Here is an 18882-nt window from a genome sequence, read left to right as displayed (position 1 = left end):
ATACCTGGCGACAAAAGCATCGCCAGGATGATTTTAATGACTGGCTTGTTGAATTAAAATATCTAACTCCTGCTGCATTTTGCTTTTGACTAACTCATAGCATTCGTCCACATAAGTGCGATCGCTTGCAGCTTCTTTTCCATAGCGTGCAAACACAATTGGCGGACAAACCCTAGTATAGATAGTTACAGGCAAAGGAATATTAGGCAGAGGTCCAAAAGCCAATCCCCAAGGTAATCCCAAATAAATGGGAAATACCAAAGGATCAACCCCAAGCAGCCAAGGCATCCCCATTTTATGAAATTGCTGCATGATTTCATACATATCAGCCAAGACAATCAGAGTATCATGTGAACCCCAGGAAATCGCCGGCACAATTGGTACATTCTCCCGCAACGCCAACTTAATAAACCCCCTCCGTTCGGCAAAATAAATTTTATCCCGCATCGCATGGGGGCGAAAGACATCCTCAGCACCACCCGGATAAACCAAGACACTAGCGCCAGCCCGCAAAGCCTTGTAAGCCATTTTGGGGTGCGCCCTCACTGCACCAGCTTTCATCGCCATTTCTGCCGCTGGTGGAAACACATCCCAAACCTTAGGGTGCATCAAACCATAAATCTGTCTTTCGACACTAAAGCGACGCAACCAATCATATAACATCATGGAAGTATCAGGAGAAGCCAGTCCACCATTATGAGAACCGACAACGAGAATTTTGCCATTTGGGATATTTTCCCAGCCACTGGTTTGGACTCGAAAATAACAGTTATATAACAAGCCCAAGATAGGCATCATAGATTCGATGAACCTTGGATCTCGTTGATCCAAAGACCACCCTGTGTTAGTCGTTTGAAGATGCTTTAGTTTGAACATCAGGAAATTTTATCAGGATTTATACGGATCAGACAATCCGCTGTTTTGCAGTTTCATCCAGCCTAACGCAATCTTCCAATTGTTTTCCCCACTCTGGAATGATAAAATGTTCAGTAGGAACACAATCTAATTGTTCCCGTCTAAATAAATAATCTGTCAGAATTACTGATTATTTGCTTAATAAATCTAAGACATTTATATATCAATAACACATAAAAAACCTCTTATTCCCCTATTGAAGAGGCTACCGTGTACACACTCCTTACCCAAAGCAAGTTTTCCATAACGACAATTTTTAACGCCAACCTACTTAACTTCTTCTTCCTGACACCTGACAACGATATAAACATTTAAGAGCATAGAAATAACATGAAAACTTTGAGCCTAGTTACAATTGCTTCCTTAGCACTCACAATGGGCTTATTACTGAATCAGTCCAGCTTTGCTAAAACCCCACAATTAGAAATTAACTCTAAGTTTGATCAAGACCCATTAGTATTAAACGGTACATCTGGAGGGAGTGTAAAAAGTAACTGTGGGAATATTAACACCGCTCCTAATCAAATAATTGAAGTTACAGAGCCATTGCCTTATTTACGATTGACGGTAGAAAGTCAAGGACAGCCAACACTATTGATTTCTGGACCAGGAGGACGCTTCTGTGTGCTTGCTGATAGTTATAGTGGTGGCAAAGCCGAATTCTCCGGTTACTGGCAGCCAGGCAAATACCTATTGTATATGGGTGATTTGTCACAAGACAGGTTCAACTACACCCTTACCATTTCCCAGCAAAAACAAGCGTTGCAGTAGCACATTTGCACGGCTTTTACGGCATCACTAAAACAACAACAATTTTAGCTTTGTTGATCCTATCCTATCTAGAAATTTAAATTACAAGAGTTTAAGGGATCGTATTTTTGGCAACAAATTGGACTCCTAACATGATATTGGTATTACAGTGACTCAATAAAATCTTTGAGGAGAAATATGTTTAAAAGACTAATTGGTGTTGTTGTTGCTACTATTTTGCTGACATTACAGATGGTTGTCGGTACTGCAACAGCTTTAGAACTGGATGAAACTATCCGTACAGTACCATTAAATGACAAAGGCGATACAGTTGTTCTCAGCTTAAAACAAGTCAAAGAAGGTAAACGACTATTCAATTACGCTTGCGCTCAATGCCATGCCGGTGGAGTTACCAAGACTAACCAAAATGTGGGACTTGAACCAGAAGCCTTAGCAGGGGCTTTACCTAAGCGCAATAATATTGAAGGTTTGGTGGACTATATGAAAAATCCCACTACCTATGATGGTGCAACAGAAATTTCGGAAATTCACCCCAGTTTGAAGAGTGCAAATATTTTCCGAGTTATGCGAAATCTGACTGAGAAGGACTTGAAAGCGATCGCCGGACACATTCTCTTAGAACCAAAAGTTGTTGGCACTAAATGGGGTGGCGGTAAAATTTATTACTAAACTATCCTGATTCAGTCATACAAATTGTCAGGGAACAGAAAATAGATTCCCTGACGGGATTTTAGATTTTAAATTTTAGATTTTGGATTGAAGATTCAAAATCCAAAAAGGTCTTAAGAGGATGTTTTAAAAGTGGTATCCCGTAATTTTCATCACATTGTTACCCCCCTTAGTGTCCCCTTATCAAGGGAGGAAACAAGAAAATCCAGTTCCCTCCCCTTTATAAGGGGAGGGTTAGGGAGGGGTAAAACATTTGATACAGCAACCATGACTTTTCAAACACCATCTAAGCCCGCGAATTTATTCGTGGCATAAATCTAAAATCTAAAATCTAAAATCTAAAATTGTGTGACGGATCAAAAACTAATTTCTAAGCTGTACAGGCATAGCCAAATAGGTCATTTTTAATCCACCCAAAGGCGTGAAAATTACCGGAGTTAAACTTTGATTCAAGTGCATTTGAATTTCTGAAGATGGTAGTTCCTTCAAACCTTCCATCAGATATTTGACATTAAAAGCAATGTCTATATCTTCGCCAGATATTTGTGCTGGCATTGATTCTGTACCACTACCAACATCTTGCGCTTCACAAGATAAAGTAATCTCTTGATTGGCATTATCAATGCTGACTTTGACAATATTATTTTTCTGATCTGCTAACACAGCAATTCGTTCCAAAGTGCTAATAAATTGCTTTCTTTCTAATGTGACTTGGCGTTCAAATTGCCGAGGAATTAATTGCCTATAAGCGGGATATTGCCCTTCTAAAGTGCGGCTGGTTAGGCGTTGATTTTGCCAAGCAAATACTACTTGACCTTGATCAAGATATACGGCTACAGTTTCTTCCGATGTGGAGTTATGTCCTAACATCCGTTGTAGTTCTCGCAATGCTCTTGCTGGTACTGTCACCTCTACCTGTTCGCTACCCTCTACAGGGCGCTCATTTGTAGTTTCCAAAACTGCTAATCGGTGTCCGTCGGTGGCAGCAAACTCTAAAGTGTCTTGTTTTAGGGTTAAATGTACGCCTGTGAGGACTTGCTTGGTTTCATCGGAACTGGTAGCAAACAAAGAACCTTTCAATCCTTCAATTAGTGCGGCTGTGGTGAGAGTAATGGCTTCAGCGTTTTCAATTACAGGTAGTTCGGGGAATTCTTCTGCGCCCATTGCTCGGACTTGATAACGTCCGCTTTTAGGTTTGAGAGTAACAATTATACCTTCTCCGGTATTATCTCCTGATTGATCATCCAGGGTGATTTCCCCTTCTGGTAGACGAGAGGTGATATCTACAAGCAGTTTGGCAGGGAGAGCAATTGTCCCCCCTTCTAAGACCTCGGCGCTAAAGCTGCTACGGATACCTAAACTGAGGTCAAAGGCTGTTAAACTAACTTGATTAGTTTTGGCATCTGCTTGTAATAAGATATTGGCAAGAACAGGATGAGTTGGTCTGGACGGGACTGCACGACTGACGAGAGAAAGGTTGCTACTAAGATCACTTTGAGAACAGATTAATTTCATCTTTAAATTAAATAATGGGGGAATTGGTAATTGTAATTGGTAATGGGTAATCAGGTGATTCAGCGATTTCCCCATTACTTTGTGATCTTAACTGCTTAAAGCCTTGATAAACCTTTGCAAACTCTTGAATACACTGGGTTTTCTGGCGGGTGTAGCGTCCGTAGTGTTTGCCGTTTGTCCTCCCATAAGAATCGCGTCTAATTCATCACCGGAGGGTTTGTTTGAGAGTTCAACAATTTTTTGATATTCGTCCTCTATTTCTTGCCATACTTCCCATTGTCCAGGGTAGCAACGGAAAAGGGCAGATTCATCATCTACAGGACGGATATAGTAACAAGATTCGATGGTACTAATGAAGCGACGACGAGTTTCTCTGGCTGTATAACCGATACCAACTACACTAGAATCTTCGAGTCGTGGTGTTAACATGATTACGGGGCGATCGCCGATTAGTTCACACAGCTTTTCTAATTGTGGCACTTCTACGGAGGTGGGGGCAATAAATAGGAAAATTTCATCCTCTGGCTGAATTTTTGCTTCTAGGGATGCAGCCCTACCAGTACCAATATCGGAAATTTGGAATTGTGTATCTGTCCAATCACGACGGGCTAAAGCAGCCGCACCAGCATCAGCAAAGAAGACTTTGAGACGGGATTCGTATTCAGTAAATTGGGGGAGAAATTGTTCTGCAACCGTCATGAATTTGAGTTCTGGAAATAATAACTCAACTTGAATCCGAGTTATACCATCAGCTAAAGCTGATTTTACCGCTTCACAAGATTGAGCGATCGCATCTTCTAAGGTTTTTGGTAGTTCAGCCATAGTTTATCAAGTCGCTGGGTTAATATCTAATTTTCTACTATATTGATTTAGGTGGTGTAAAAAATCATCCAATCACTAAAAATTCAATCTATTACTAATTTAGGCATTATTGTTGAGTGTTAACTGGCTAGAACTTCAGTTGAATAAAGTGCAAACTACATGAGTCAAGGTTTTTTACAAATTGCTTTAACGCTGTGCATTGTCGTATTTATTACGCCAATGCTAGGGAAATACATAGCCCGTGTTTTTTTGGGAGAGAGGACAATTCTTGATCCTGTGATCAAGCCCCTAGAGGCAATAATTTATATTTTAGGGGGTGTGGGTAAAAAAAATGATATGACGGGTTGGCAGTATATCCGCGCCTTACTATGCAGTAACTTAGTCATGGGTGCGGTAGTTTATGCTCTCCTCTATTATCAGAAATTTCTGCCCTGGAATCCCAATGGACTGGGGCGGATGAGATGGGATTTATTACTACATACCACAATTTCCTTCCTGACCAATACCGACCAACAACACTACGCCACAGAAAATACCTTTAGTTATTTTAGTCAAACATCAGCTTTAGGTTTTTTAATGTTTACCTCAGCAGCTAGTGGTTTAGTAGTGGGAATTGCCTTTATTCGTGGGTTAACAGGGAGAAAACTGGGGAATTTCTATGTAGATTTTACCCAGGCTATCACTAGGATCTTATTGCCTTTATCTGTTGTGGGGGCGATCGCTCTCATCATCTCCGGTGTACCTCAAACCCTAGCCAAAACCGCCTTAGTAGAAACCTTAGAAGGGAGAATCCAGTACATAGCCAGAGGTCCAGTAGCCTCCTGGGAAATGATCAAAATGTTAGGAGAAAATGGCGGCGGCTTTTTTGCAGCTAATTCTGCTCATCCTTTTGAAAATCCCAATGGTGCTTCTAACCTAATAGAAATCATCGCTATGTTGGCTATCCCCACCTCCCTAATTTACACCTACGGAGTATTTGCCAACAACCTCAAACAAACCTGGCTATTATTTTCAATGGTGTTTATCATCTTTGTCGTTCTCATTGGCGTTACAGCCACAGGAGAATTACAAGGAAATCCCCTCATTAACAATGCTTTGCGATTAGAATTACCCAACTTAGAAGGCAAAGAAGTCAGATTTGATTGGGCGCAAACCGCACTATGGGCGGTTACAACCACAGCCACCATGTGCGGTGCTGTTAACGGAATGCACGATTCCCTCATGCCCAGTGGCACATTTTCTACCTTATTCAACCTATTTTTACAAATAATTTGGGGAGGACAAGGCATAGGAACAGCTTATCTCTTTATTTATCTGATCCTCACCGTTTTTATCACAGGTTTAATGGTAGGGCGCACACCAGAAATTTTTGGACGCAAAATTGAAAAACGGGAAATTGTTCTGGCTAGTGTAGTCCTATTAATTCACCCGATGATGATTTTAATTCCTAGTTCCATAGCTATGGCTTATCCTATATCTTTGTCGGGAATTAGTAACCCAAGTTTTCATGGAATTTCCCAAGTAGTTTATGAATACGCCTCAGCCGCAGCCAATAACGGTTCTGGTTTAGAAGGATTAAATGACAGCACATTATGGTGGAACTTAAGTACAACTGTCAGTATTTTCGCAGGACGTTATATACCCATTATTGCCCTACTTCTCTTAGCTGATAGTATGTCTAAAAAACAAGCCAGTCCAGCAAGCCGGGGAACTTTAAAAACTGATTCTCTGCTATTTACGGGAATTACTGCTGGTGTCACCCTAATTTTAGGCATCCTCACATTTTTCCCTGTTCTAGCTTTAGGCCCAATTGCCGAAGGCTTTAAACTCGCTTCTGGGAGGTAATGAGGAAATACAAAGATAGGTCTAATATTTATCTTGCCCCTTGCCTCTTGCCTCTTGCCTCTGACCAATTACTTATATATGAACTCAGCAACTACCTCTCATTCTAAAGCTCCCCGTCCCCGTTATCGCCGTAAGAAACACAGAAAAACGCGGGTATCTCATAAAGGACTGTATTTCCGGGCAATAGGAGATGCCTTTATTAAACTGTATCCCCAATATGCCATCAAAAATCCAGTGATGTTTTTAGTATGGATAGGAACAATCATCACTTTCTCTGTCACCATTTACCCTGAATTATTTGGTCCAGTAAGTCAAAAAAATCCCCATCTGTTTAACGGACTATTAACGGGAATTTTATTATTCACCGTTCTATTTAGCAACTTTGCCGAAGCTGTAGCCGAGGGACGAGGTAAAGCCCAAGCCGATACTTTACGTTCAACCCAATCAGCCACCATTGCCAAAACTATCACCGTTGACGGCACAATCACAGAAGTTCCTGCCAACAGCTTAAAACAGGGAGACACTATATATGTAGTCTCAGGCGATGTCATCCCCGCAGATGGTGAAGTCATCATGGGTGTTGCCTCTGTAGATGAATCAGCAATTACAGGCGAATCTGCCCCAGTTCTCAAAGAATCAGGTTCAGACGTTGCCAGTTCAGTTACAGGTGGTACACGCATAATTTCTGATGAACTGATTATTCGTGTTACGGCTGAACCAGGCAAAGGCTTTATTGACCGGATGATTGCTCTGGTCGAAGGAGCAGAACGGACTAAAACCCCTAATGAAATTGCCTTAACAGTATTATTAGCAGTTCTGAGTTTAGTATTTTTATTCGTAGTAGCCACTCTGCCCGCCTTTGCCTACTATGTGAATAGTCCTGTGAGCATTCCTGTTCTCATTGCTCTTTTGGTAGCCCTCATCCCCACAACCATTGGCGGTTTACTGAGTACCATTGGTATTGCCGGGATGGACAGAGTGGCACAATTTAACGTTATTGCCACCTCTGGTAGGGCAATAGAAGCCTGTGGTGATATTAATACTCTGGTGCTTGATAAAACTGGAACAATCACCCTTGGCAACCGTTTAGCAGAAGAATTTATCCCCATTAATGGTCATTCAATGGCGGAAATTGCTAACGTGGCTTTGGCGGCTAGTATTTTTGACGATACTCCAGAGGGTAAATCTATTGTCCGACTGGCAGAAAAGTTAGGGGCAAATTTTGATTTAGACCGCAAACAAGCACAGGGGATAGAATTTTCAGCAAAAACCCGCATGAGTGGTACTAATTTACCTGGGGGTAGGGAGGTACGCAAAGGCTCAGTAGGAGCAATTCAAGGCTTTGTTCTCTCCCGTCATGGAAGAGATACACCAGAATTAGATGTTGCATATCAACAAGTTTCTCATCAAGGTGGTACACCTTTAGCTGTTTGTCTTGATAACGAAATTTACGGTGTTATCTATCTCAAAGATATTGTTAAACCAGGTATCCGCGAACGATTTGACCAACTCCGACGCATGGGAGTACGGACTATCATGCTGACGGGAGATAACCGGATTACTGCTTCTGTGATTGCAAAAGAAGCTGGAGTAGATGAATTTATTGCTGAAGCTACGCCAGAAGATAAAATCAGTGTGATTCAACGGGAACAAGCTGAGGGTAAAATAGTAGCGATGACAGGGGATGGAACTAATGATGCTCCCGCCTTGGCACAAGCTAATGTAGGTGTGGCTATGAATACGGGAACGCAAGCAGCTAAGGAAGCGGCTAATATGGTGGATTTAGATTCTGATCCCACCAAGTTAATTGATATCGTTAGTATTGGCAAGCAATTGTTAATTACTCGTGGAGCGTTGACGACATTTTCTATCGCTAATGATATTGCTAAATATTTTGCAATTATTCCCGTACTTTTCACGGCTGCTAATTTAGGAAGTTTGAATATTATGAAGTTGAGTAGCCTTAATTCGGCTATTCTTTCAGCGTTGATCTACAATGCTTTAATTATTCCAACTTTGATTCCTCTAGCATTAAAAGGTATTCAGTTTCGACCTTTAACCGCTAATCAACTTCTGCAAAGAAATATTTTAATTTATGGCTTAGGTGGGGTGATTGCTCCATTTATTGCGATTAAATTAATAGATATGATGATTACATTTGTGGGTTTAGCGTAAATATAGCAGATTGCAGATTAATCAAGTCCAGGATCTATATTCACAGCCAGACAGTTTTACTCCTGACTCGGTGAATTCTGGTGTAATTACGTGAATAGGTAATTGATAATTCTTGCCTTTTACTTCTTGTATATTACCTTTTCCTGGCTCTTGCGTCTCTTTTATGGTGATTGAGGATTGATGATAACAAAACCCTTACGGGACAAGGGTTATAAACAATTATTTCCATATTTTCAATGAAATGCCTACACAATAGGGCTTTCAATGATTTTGAACCAGGGTTTCCATAAAAATAACCGAAGAACCCTTTTCCTTTATGAAAATGATACCATTGATTCGATTGTCCAAGTTTAAACACCAATTACCAATCACTATTTTTATAGTGATGTGTTTCAGTTTATTTATGAGTCCAGTGGTTTATGCTAATACTACTCTCAGTTTAGATAGGGTTTCTACTTGGGCAATGGGGGTTTTAGGGTTTACTACTATAATGTTGGTGGTTTATTTGTTAACAGTCATTTTTCAGCCAGAACGATTTTAATAATTGATAAATCATAGCGATATGTATTTGAATGGGTTACAAAATTTATAGAAAAAGCCATACAGCACTTTTACTCCTATATCCTGACTGGGCGCAGTCCCTGCGCCCCTACTTCGGTGAATCCTCTTATTAAATTCCAGATTAAATCAAGATTAAATTATGTCTATTTTTAGAGAAACTTTCAAGGCAATTAGAATAACTTTGGTAATTTGGTTATTAACAGCAATTGTCTATCCTCTTTTTATATTGCTAGTCGGTCAGTCTTTTTTCCCGATTTCAGCTAATGGTAGTATGATTTTAAATATCAATAATCAACCTATTGGTTCGACTTTAATTGGTCAAGGATTTACATCTGATCGTTATTTTCATGGTCGTCCCAGCGCTGTTAGATATAGTCAAGGTAAAAAAGCTCAACCGACTGGTATTTCTGGAGGTAGTAATCTCGCTCCCACTAATCCAGAACTTAAAGAACGTATTCTCAAGCAGGTGGAAGAATTACAGAATCAGGATAAACAACCTGTGGGTGATTTGATTTATACGTCAGGTTCTGGTTTAGACCCGCATATTTCTTTAAAAGCAGTACGACAACAAATAGAGAGAGTGGCACAGGCACGGGGTATTAAGGAAGATGATATTATTCCGTTGATTAATAAGTATTTTGATGGCAGGTTTTTAGGGATTTTTGGTGAACCAGGGGTAAATATTTTACGTTTAAATTATGCTTTGGATTTACAAGATATTAATCGTTAGCAAAATTAGTTAAGGCTTGTTTGAAAAGTGGTATGCCGTAATTTTCATCACATTGTTACCTCCTTTCTCCTTGTAAAGGGGGGTAAGAATAGAAATCTAGTTCCCTCCCCTTTATAAGGGGAGGGTTAGGGAGGGGTAAAATATTTGATACAGCAATCATGACTTTTCAAACACCCTCTTAGGGGTTGCTGATAATGAAGCGTGGTATAAAATGTAGGGGCGCAGGGCTTGCGCCCATTCAGGAGGTAGCAGGAAGGAACAATCATTATAGGTTGTATGGTCAAGCCTTACATAACAAGGGATTTTTAAGTTCAAGCATAGTAGAAGTATTGTTTTGACATGGGTAATAGGATCAATTACACTACGATCGCAAATTCATAAAAGTATTTGAGTCAATGCAACCGACTCGTGTGATTGGTTTAATGAGTGGTACCTCTGTAGATGGGATAGATACCGCTTTAGTAGAAATTTCTGGTGGAGATTTGGATCTGAAGGTGGAATTACTGGCAGGGGAAACCTATCCCTACTCCCCTCAACTCAGAGAACATATTCTAGGGCTTGGGGCTGGTACTGCGATGTCAATGGCAGATGTAGCCGCCATAGATGATGCGATCGCTCATAATTTTGCCCAAGCTGCTCAACATATTCAAATTGGTCATCACAGAGCCACTCTCATCGGTTCTCATGGTCAAACTGTTTACCATCGTCCACCCCAAGGACTAGAAGAACTGGGTTATAGCTGCCAACTGGGACGGGGAGCGATGATTGCCCATTTAACAGGTATTACTACTGTCAGTAATTTCCGAATAGCAGATATAGCTGCTTATGGTCATGGTGCGCCCCTTGTTCCTAAAGTAGATGCCTATTTACTCAGTCATCCCCAGGAAGAACGTTGTATTCAAAATATTGGGGGTATTGGTAATGTTACGTATCTTCCCGCCCGTAGTGATGATTGGTTGTCGCAAATTCGCGGCTGGGATACAGGTCCAGGTAATAGTTTATTGGATCTAGCCGTCCAGCATTTTACAAGTGGCACTAAAAGCTATGATAATAATGGTGATTGGGCAGCCAGTGGTACACCCTGTTACCCCTTGGTGGAACAATGGCTAAGTCACCAATATTTCCATTTACCACCACCTAAATCTACTGGACGGGAGTTATTTGGGATTACCTACTTACATGATTGTTTACAGGATGCCCAACCCTACCAACTTAATTCCGCAGATTTTTTAGCAACTATCACAGAATTAACGGCAGTTTCTATTGTCCATAGTTATGATAATTTTCTCCCCAGAAGACCACATAAGGTAATATTATGTGGTGGTGGCAGTCGTAATAGTTACTTGAAAAATCGCTTACAGTTGCTGTTAGGGAATGTTCCAGTGTCAACTACAGATGAGTTTGGCTTAAGTGCTGCATTTAAAGAAGCGATCGCTTTTGCGGTTTTAGCATACTGGCGAAACATCAATATTCCTGGTAACTTACCCGCAGTCACAGGAGCATATCAAGAGATGCTTTTAGGAGAAATTCACGATAATTATCGCTAATTTAGTCTCTTGTCTCTCAAAATACTATGTTAGCAAGTATTTCTAAACTTCGACTGTGCTGGATTAAAACAAGGGATTTAGCAGGTGGGACATACTTTTTTATTAGAACCAGGACGGTGGGTGATCCAAGGTAGTTGGTTGGAGCGCAATAGTCAACCAATTCCCTTGAAAGGTTTAACATTAGTGGTTTGGAATCGAGATAATTGGTTCTCTATGGCTACAAAATTAATCTTTCCTAACAGCGATCGCCCAGAAATTTCTTTCCAGTATAAAGGACGACTTCATGAAGGAGATCGGCAGTATACTTTTCTGCTTCAACATAATTACCTCGGACAAATAGAAGGTGAAGGCTGGATTTGTCCAAATACAATTGTTCAGCGTTATTGGGTACTCGGAGATAGCTCCACTGACCTTCGCCACCGTCAGAGACAGAGTGGTTTTGAAACCCTACATCGAATTAATGATAATCAATATTATCTAACTAGTGGCATTCTTGTTGGTCATTTTTTAGATAGCACAATGGAAGCTAGTCTAGAACGCCAATTACATTAAGTAAGTGGGATGTAAATAATTGTCCTTGGTATCAGGCGGTAAGGAGCAGAGAGGCAAGAGGCAAGAGGCAAGAGGCAAGAGGCAAGAGTAAAGAAATTTTCAGCGATTTTACGTTTCTTTACACAGTTTGGTTTTATTGTGTTCACCTACTTAACCTACTTAGTTAATAGCAATCCGATTTGATTGATGAATTTTCGGTTTTAATTTTCAGGTTTTCAACCTATTTTCTAATCACCAAAACCTACAAAACTATCCCTTGAACTGTTAAACATTGGAGTCGAATTTTCTATGTCAGACCCCAACATTGGTCGCTTACTCGGAAACCGTTACCAACTACAAGAGCTAATTGGCTTTGGCGCAATGGGACGAGTCTATCGTGCTAAGGATACGTTGCTGGGAGGTGTCCCTGTTGCAGTCAAGTTTCTAACTTTATCAATGCAAAACGAAAGGATGCCTTGGCAAGAACGATTTGAGCGAGAAGCTAAAACTTGCGCCTTACTCGGTCAAAAAAGCATCCATATCGTCCGAGTCATGGACTATGGGGTAGATGAAATATACTACGTTATGGAATATCTACAGGGACAAACATTAGGTCAGATCATTCGCAAAAAACACCTAAGTTTACCAAGATTTCTCAGAATAGCCAAGCAAATCGGTTTAGGACTACAGTGCGCTCATGATGGTATTCCTGTAGATGGAAAAATTTGTCCAATCATCCATCGTGATATTAAACCGGGCAATATCATGGTGATTCAAGATCCCAGTTTTGGAGAATTAGTCAAAGTTTTAGACTTTGGTATTGCTAAATTACTCATGTCTGATAGTGACCATACCAAGTTTTATTTAGGAACTTTGGCTTATTCTTCTCCTGAACAAATTGAAGGTAAAGAACTAGATAGTCGTTCTGATATCTACAGTTTTGGGATCATGATGTTTGAAATGCTGACTGGTAAAATTCCTGTGGTGGCATCAACCAACACTTTTGGATCATGGTATAAAGCGCACACTTTTGAAAAACCCTGTTCCTTTGCGGAAATTTCTCCTAATTTGCACCTACCCAACCAATTAGAAGATGTAATTATGAATTGTTTATGCAAAAAACCTAGTGAACGTCCCCAAAGTATCAATGAAATTATTAATATTCTTACTACTGTAGAACAGCAAAAGGACACGCATAATACCACTAAAGATAATCCTGTTATTAATAATACTCATTTCATTAAAGATACTTCGGTTATTAATAATACTCTTATATATCAAGATGCTCAAGAAATTATTAACCCCAACTTCCCTGTAGTTCCTGCACCAGCAGAGACAATAAAAACCAATCTGCTGGCAATTCCCATTACCAATCACAATACACAAGTCGAACTACGGAGATATTCAGTTGATCATGACATCACGCAGTTAGTTACTTGGCCACACAATAAACCAATTGCCAATATTGTTTTTATTCAACCCATTTACCACGATAAAACTTTGTTACCAGCGTTATGGGTGATGCTACCCCAAGAAGAAATTCAAAAACGCTTAGTTTGTACTCGCTACAATCAATTTCTATTTATTTCTTCTCCTCATCCGGTCATGTTGTGGATTACAGTTATTTATACTCGTGAACATGGGGCTAAATGGTTGTCTTATTATTTGGATCTCAAAACTAATTCTGGTCAAGAAATCACGGGGTTACTACAGAATACTGGGCAATATCGTTTATTATTCTTTACTAAAGAAACTCCTCATCCTTGCACACATATATTACAATCAAGTATTGCTGCGGCTCAAAGAGAAAGATTGCAAGAGTGGCTTGTTTCTAGTCAGGGTTCAACTTTATCAACGGATGCTCAGATTAGTAAAAATATATTGAAAAAAGAATATGAAAAAATTAAACCTAAAATATTAGCTAAGTTAGAAGCAATTGATACTGATTCTTCATGGGATATTTCTGGTTGATTATCTTAGGAGCTAATTTAAAATTTGTCAGCAAAGACATTAAAAACCTACCGGGGGACTCTCGGAAAGTTACGCTTGTCAGAGATGATTCTGCCAGTAATGGCAAACAGGATCAGGGCAAGAACCGTACATCTAAGGTAATACCTGAAAAGCGGATATTATCTCCTCGCTTTCATTCTATTCCTAGTTTACATCGACTTGTGTGTACACCGTAGCCCCTTGACAAGGGGAGGGTTAGGGTGGGGTAATTTGAGGAATAATGGTGATTCGATAACTTCTGTGTACACCGTAGCTTCGCTTGTGGGGAGGGGGTAGGGTTCTTGTATCTCACTTAACCGATAATCGCTATATAATACTAAATAAACAACTGCAATCTTTTAAATAGTATGAGTGAAACCCTGGCTGATATTGCTATACCACCGCAGTTTCCTGATCATACTCAACTACCAGAGTCTGATGGTACGTTTGTGAAAAACTTTCAAGAACATCCCCAAAGCATAATTATCACAGATTCCATAATTCAAACTTTACAAAAAAAACATCCCGACGGACAATTTTGTATAGGTCAAGATTGTGGGATTTATTGGCGCGAAACTGAACCACCAGAAAAAGGTACAGTAGCACCAGATTGGTTTTATGTCCCTGATGTAGCACCAAGATTAGATGGTAAAATTCGTCGTTCCTATGTTTTATGGCGGGAATATATTCCTCCATTAATTGTTATAGAATTAGCCAGTGGTAATGGTGAAGAAGAAAGAGATTCAACCCCTCTAGCGGGTTTACAGGGAGGTGAAAAACCTGGTAAATTCTGGGTATATGAACGTATTATCCGTGTTCCCTATTATGCCATCTATGAAGTTAATAATGATAAATTAGAGGTTTATCACTTGGTAGATTTTTCTTACCAAAAAATCCAGCCTAACGAACGTGGACATTATCCTATTGCGCCATTAGGTGTAGAATTGGGACTATGGCAAGGAAGTTACTTAAATAATCCTGAACAACTTTGGCTGCGCTGGTGGGATTTAGATGGTAATTTGTTATTGGTAGGTCAAGAAGAAGCCCAATTACAAAAATTAAGGGCTGAACAACAACAACAAAGGGCTGAACAAGCAGAACGAAAGGCTGCACAATTAGCCGAACGTTTACGAGCAATGGGTATAAATCCAGATGATGATTTATGATTTATAATTAAATAAACAAACCACTCCAGGCACAGAGGATACAGAGAAAAGATGCAAAGGGCAATTTTATCCGGGAATTTACAGTTTAAACTTAATTGGGTAAGTTTTTTGGCTGATTTCCTATTAGCTGGTATGGTTTTTGGTCCCCCTCTTGCTCCTTTTTTGGCTGGGTCTGGTGTGTTTGTGCTTCCGGGGATTGCGGACATTATTTACTTTATGGGTAATCATGTATGTCCGCAGCCTACTATGGGTTTGGAGTTAGCACCACCTTTTATTATGGCAGTTTGTATGCGCTGCTATGGCACAGTGACAGGGTTATTAATTACTCGAATTTTGTATGCGGTAACTAATGGCAAAGGCATTTTTTGGTTAAGTCAATATGGTTGGACTGGTGCGGCTTTTGCTAGTATATTGATGATGGCTTATCCGTTGGAATTAGCAGCGCAGATTTTTGGTTTGTGGGATTTTGATAATTATATTGTTACACCTTTTGGTTTGATTACTGGTTTGGCTTGGGGTTTATTTACTATGCCGATTTTGTATCTGTCAACAGATGCAAAAATTAATGATAACTAGCCTACCACTTCCACGTCCAAGTCTATACATAATGTTTGTTAACATTTTCTACTCTCTCTCTTTGATGCAAAAAAAATTGATTTAAGCTATGCACCCTGCATAACTACTAAAATCTTTTAAGAATTGATTATTATTTGAAGATAGGTGGTAAAGCGTTGTTTCGCTTCTCTTAATAATCAATAATTTTCTGATTCATCGCCTTAGTTTAATAGTCCTGCATTTTTAATTGACTAGCAACAGTAGCGAATTCAGAAATTGAATTTTTTAGATCCTTATATTCTTGCGTAGTTAAGTTGTGGTTGTCGTGGTATTCATTTAAGAAACTAATCAGCACTAACCTAACAGATTCGATTTTTGCTCTTGTCCTAGCTGCCATCATTGCCTGAGATAAACTAGGATAAATATGGTTATTGCTAATCCCTATTTCTTCATTAGACATCCAGCATTTGAATATATAACCTTGTGATAAAGGTATTAATTCAATTAACCAGCCAAAATATAGATCTTTCCATTCCATTGATAAACTCTTTATTGGGTTAAAAATTATCTTCACTATCAGAATACAACCTCTATATGCAGTTAGCGTGCAGAATTTGTGCAGAATTTGTGTAGATAAAATCTTATAGAGGTCTGTATGATGATGGTGAGCCTATTTTTCTATAAATCAACCATTCTGGAAATTGAAAATCTTATGAATCCTATCTATTATTGGTAATATTAAGCGCAAATTCACAAATAATTTGTATTAGTTGAGACGATATCCCAAACCATGAACTGTTTCAACCAAAGTTTCAGATGCACCTAAGAGTCTTAATTTTTGCCGAAGAGACTTAATATGAGACCTTACGGTTTCCTCTACCGGAGAGTCATCAACAGACCAAACTTGCTCAATAATACTAGAGCGGCTCAAAACCCTTCTACCATTTGCAACTAGCAATTCCAAAATTGCATACTCTTTAGGAGTTAAGGAGATAAGATGACCGTCATAAGTTGTCTCGTAAGTGCTAGGATTTAAGGCTAACTTTCCCCAAGATAAACTGATTGTACTGGCAGCACCACCTCGTCTAAGTAAAGCACGTATGCGAGCCATTAATTCTTCTAGATCAAATGGTTTTGCGACATAATCATCTGCACCGGCATCTAAACCAGTAATTTTATCAGCTACAGTATCACGGGCTGTTAACATTAATACTGGTGTTGTCGAGTTTCTGTATGCTGGATTGTTCGTGCTAGTATTCCGTAACCGTTGACAAAACTTGATTCCATCTAGCTTTGGCAAAGTTACATCTAGCACTACTAAATCATATTTCATTGACTCCGTTGCGTGCCAAGCTGCTTCTCCATCTTTAGCAACATCAACTACATACTGTCTTCCGGTCAAAGCTTCTGTAAGTGCTTCTGCCAGTTGAGTATCATCTTCAACTATCAGAATTCGCATAATTTATCCCTTATTCAACTAGAGGTAATGAGGGAAATATTAACTTAAATTGACTTGATAAATAAATAAATGGATAATTTATGAAATCGTATTTTTCAGAAAAATGGATTGCGGCTGGAGTTTCTTTAGCTATATCGCTAATGGTGCTAGTTACCTTCGCTTCATTTAATAACACTACCGAAATTAAGGAAAATGCTAATCAAGTTCAGCATACTTATCAAACTCTCAATACTTTGACTGATTTATATGCGGCTATGACAGTAGCTGAATCAGCACGAAGAGGGTATATATTTTTGGGAAGTAGACAAGATTTAGAGCGTTATGAAAATGCCATAAATAATATAAAAACTAAGGTCAGTTTATTAGAAACTCAAATCCATAATAATATCAATCAAAAACAGAGATTTGCCAGTTTAAAATCATTGGTTAATCAAAGATTATCTCTTTTAGAAGAATCAATACAACTTTATCAACAAGATAGAACTGCATTACAACAGCAAACTAATATTACAGAAATCAGTGTTAATTTAAGAGAAAAAATTATACCTATCATTGTAAATATTCAAACTGAAGAACAAGGTTTCCTAGAAAGTTCTCTCAAGCAGTCGCAACAGAGTATTCACTTACGAATAATCATGGAAATAATAGGAACTATTTTAAGCCTGGTTGTGATTTGCAGTTTATGTTTTATCATCGAGCGTCAAGGAGTAAAACAAGAACAGATTAAATCCTTGGAAGCTTCCCTTGCTCAAGAAAAAAAAATTGGTGAATTAAAGGTTCAGCTATTTTCTATGATTTCCCATGAATTTCGTACACCTTTAAGTGTAATATTGCTTTCATCTCAGTTATTACGGGAAATTCTGCTGGATTTGGTGGATAAAAAGGAATTAAAAAATCTTGATCGCATTCAGTCTTCAGCAAAGTTGATCAATCACTTATTAACAGATATATTAACTTTGACTAGAGCCGAAGCAGGTGAACTAGATTATAAACCTCAATTAATCAATGTGGAAAACTTTTGTTTGAATCTGCTGGAAGATGTGCAGATGTTTAGTCACACAAATCATATTATAAAGTTTATCAAGCATGGTCAATCTTTTCGTGCTAATCTAGATGAAAAATTGTTGTACTCTATTCTTAGTAATTTGCTTTTAAATGCCATCAAATATTCGTCATCTGGAGGTAGTATATCCTTGGTTTTAAATTCTCAACCAGATACTACTATCTTTCAGGTGATAGATGAAGGTATAGGCATTTCTTCAGCGGAACAGGCTAGGCTTTATGAACCTTTTTTTCGATCTCAAAATGTTGAAGGTATTGTCGGCACTGGGTTAGGATTACCAATTGTTAAGAAGTGTGTAGAAAGACACCAGGGAGAAATTTTGGTGGAAAGTAAAGTTGGAGTAGGAACAACTTTTACTGTAAAAATTCCTCTAACATACCTCTAAGAGGGTGTTTGAAAAGTATTAGATGAAACCGATAATCTCCAGAAACCTAACCCCCCTTCCCCCCTTCCCTACGTTAGCGCAGCGTGCCGAAGGCTGGGAATGTGGGTTTCAAAGCCTCTCCCCGCATCGGGGAGAGTGGGTCTGTCAGCCAGCTTACCGGATATTCCTGTAAAACCCATAGTCC

Annotated in this window: 17 protein-coding genes; 12 read left to right on the top strand and 5 right to left on the bottom strand. The window is 39.2% G+C overall.

What is annotated here, in order from left to right:
• Nucleotides 1-33: 33 nt before the first annotated feature.
• Complete coding sequence (locus HEQ36_RS15990; RefSeq protein ID WP_168637140.1) at nucleotides 34-876, bottom strand: lysophospholipid acyltransferase family protein; 843 nt, start codon at nucleotides 874-876, stop codon at nucleotides 34-36.
• A gap of 369 nt (nucleotides 877-1245) precedes the next feature.
• On the opposite strand from HEQ36_RS15990, the gene HEQ36_RS15985 reads away from it, so the two are divergent.
• Nucleotides 1246-1686 (top strand): hypothetical protein, encoded by a 441-nt coding sequence (locus HEQ36_RS15985; RefSeq protein ID WP_053538390.1) that lies wholly within the window; start codon nucleotides 1246-1248, stop codon nucleotides 1684-1686.
• A 177-nt stretch (nucleotides 1687-1863) separates the two neighbouring features.
• Nucleotides 1864-2355 (top strand): photosystem II cytochrome c-550, encoded by a 492-nt coding sequence (psbV, locus tag HEQ36_RS15980; protein ID WP_053538391.1) that lies wholly within the window; start codon nucleotides 1864-1866, stop codon nucleotides 2353-2355.
• Between the two features lie 363 nt (nucleotides 2356-2718).
• Here psbV and dnaN read toward each other — a convergent pair whose 3' ends face one another.
• Together dnaN and HEQ36_RS15970 are read right to left on the bottom strand one after the other, a co-directional pair.
• Nucleotides 2719-3870, bottom strand: a complete 1152-nt coding sequence (dnaN, locus tag HEQ36_RS15975; RefSeq protein ID WP_039204433.1) for a DNA polymerase III subunit beta — start codon at nucleotides 3868-3870, stop codon at nucleotides 2719-2721.
• Between the two features lie 87 nt (nucleotides 3871-3957).
• On the bottom strand, nucleotides 3958-4692 hold the full coding sequence (locus tag HEQ36_RS15970; RefSeq protein ID WP_053538392.1) for a DUF1995 family protein: 735 nt from the start codon (nucleotides 4690-4692) through the stop codon (nucleotides 3958-3960).
• Nucleotides 4693-4851: 159 nt separating this feature from the next.
• Here HEQ36_RS15970 and kdpA point away from each other — a divergent pair, with 159 nt between their 5' ends.
• The 9 genes from kdpA (at nucleotide 4852) to HEQ36_RS15925 (ending at nucleotide 15812) form a co-directional block, all read left to right on the top strand.
• Nucleotides 4852-6537: a potassium-transporting ATPase subunit KdpA gene (gene kdpA, locus HEQ36_RS15965; protein WP_168637139.1), complete on the top strand. Its 1686-nt coding sequence runs from the start codon at nucleotides 4852-4854 to the stop codon at nucleotides 6535-6537.
• 78 nt (nucleotides 6538-6615) lie between these two features.
• Nucleotides 6616-8712, top strand: a complete 2097-nt coding sequence (kdpB, locus tag HEQ36_RS15960; protein WP_168637138.1) for a potassium-transporting ATPase subunit KdpB — start codon at nucleotides 6616-6618, stop codon at nucleotides 8710-8712.
• Between the two features lie 403 nt (nucleotides 8713-9115).
• Entirely contained in the window at nucleotides 9116-9253 is a 138-nt protein-coding gene (locus HEQ36_RS15955) for a potassium-transporting ATPase subunit F (RefSeq protein WP_160170615.1), read from the top strand.
• A 159-nt stretch (nucleotides 9254-9412) separates the two neighbouring features.
• Nucleotides 9413-10003, top strand: coding sequence for a K(+)-transporting ATPase subunit C (gene kdpC, locus HEQ36_RS15950; RefSeq protein WP_168637137.1), 591 nt, complete (start codon nucleotides 9413-9415; stop codon nucleotides 10001-10003).
• Nucleotides 10004-10398: 395 nt separating this feature from the next.
• Nucleotides 10399-11550 (top strand): anhydro-N-acetylmuramic acid kinase, encoded by a 1152-nt coding sequence (locus HEQ36_RS15945; protein WP_168637136.1) that lies wholly within the window; start codon nucleotides 10399-10401, stop codon nucleotides 11548-11550.
• A gap of 84 nt (nucleotides 11551-11634) precedes the next feature.
• On the top strand, nucleotides 11635-12102 hold the full coding sequence (locus HEQ36_RS15940) for a hypothetical protein (protein ID WP_027402023.1): 468 nt from the start codon (nucleotides 11635-11637) through the stop codon (nucleotides 12100-12102).
• A 288-nt stretch (nucleotides 12103-12390) separates the two neighbouring features.
• The gene (locus HEQ36_RS15935) at nucleotides 12391-14052 is read left to right on the top strand and encodes a serine/threonine-protein kinase (RefSeq protein WP_168637135.1); all 1662 of its coding nucleotides are present in this window, start codon (nucleotides 12391-12393) and stop codon (nucleotides 14050-14052) included.
• A gap of 386 nt (nucleotides 14053-14438) precedes the next feature.
• The gene (locus HEQ36_RS15930) at nucleotides 14439-15236 is read left to right on the top strand and encodes a Uma2 family endonuclease (RefSeq protein ID WP_053538399.1); all 798 of its coding nucleotides are present in this window, start codon (nucleotides 14439-14441) and stop codon (nucleotides 15234-15236) included.
• A 51-nt stretch (nucleotides 15237-15287) separates the two neighbouring features.
• Nucleotides 15288-15812, top strand: a complete 525-nt coding sequence (locus HEQ36_RS15925) for a DUF2085 domain-containing protein (RefSeq protein ID WP_053538400.1) — start codon at nucleotides 15288-15290, stop codon at nucleotides 15810-15812.
• A gap of 205 nt (nucleotides 15813-16017) precedes the next feature.
• Here the strand turns inward: HEQ36_RS15925 and HEQ36_RS15920 are convergent, their stop codons facing one another.
• Both HEQ36_RS15920 and HEQ36_RS15915 read right to left on the bottom strand, forming a co-directional pair.
• Entirely contained in the window at nucleotides 16018-16329 is a 312-nt protein-coding gene (locus tag HEQ36_RS15920) for a hypothetical protein (protein WP_027402027.1), read from the bottom strand.
• 228 nt (nucleotides 16330-16557) lie between these two features.
• Nucleotides 16558-17250 carry a response regulator transcription factor gene (locus tag HEQ36_RS15915; protein WP_053538401.1) on the bottom strand — a complete coding sequence of 231 codons (693 nt, stop codon included), beginning with the start codon at nucleotides 17248-17250 and terminating at the stop codon, nucleotides 16558-16560.
• Between the two features lie 80 nt (nucleotides 17251-17330).
• Between HEQ36_RS15915 and HEQ36_RS15910 the strand changes: the two genes are divergently transcribed.
• Nucleotides 17331-18698 (top strand): ATP-binding protein, encoded by a 1368-nt coding sequence (locus tag HEQ36_RS15910; RefSeq protein WP_053538402.1) that lies wholly within the window; start codon nucleotides 17331-17333, stop codon nucleotides 18696-18698.
• Nucleotides 18699-18882: the final 184 nt, after the last annotated feature.

Origin of the sequence: Anabaena sp. 54 (assembly GCF_017355725.1) — a bacterium.
Classification (GTDB): Bacteria; Cyanobacteriota; Cyanobacteriia; order Cyanobacteriales; family Nostocaceae; genus Dolichospermum; species Dolichospermum heterosporum.
The sequence above is the reverse complement of the archived record's forward strand: the minus strand, read 5'-3'. Positions and strand labels throughout refer to the sequence as shown.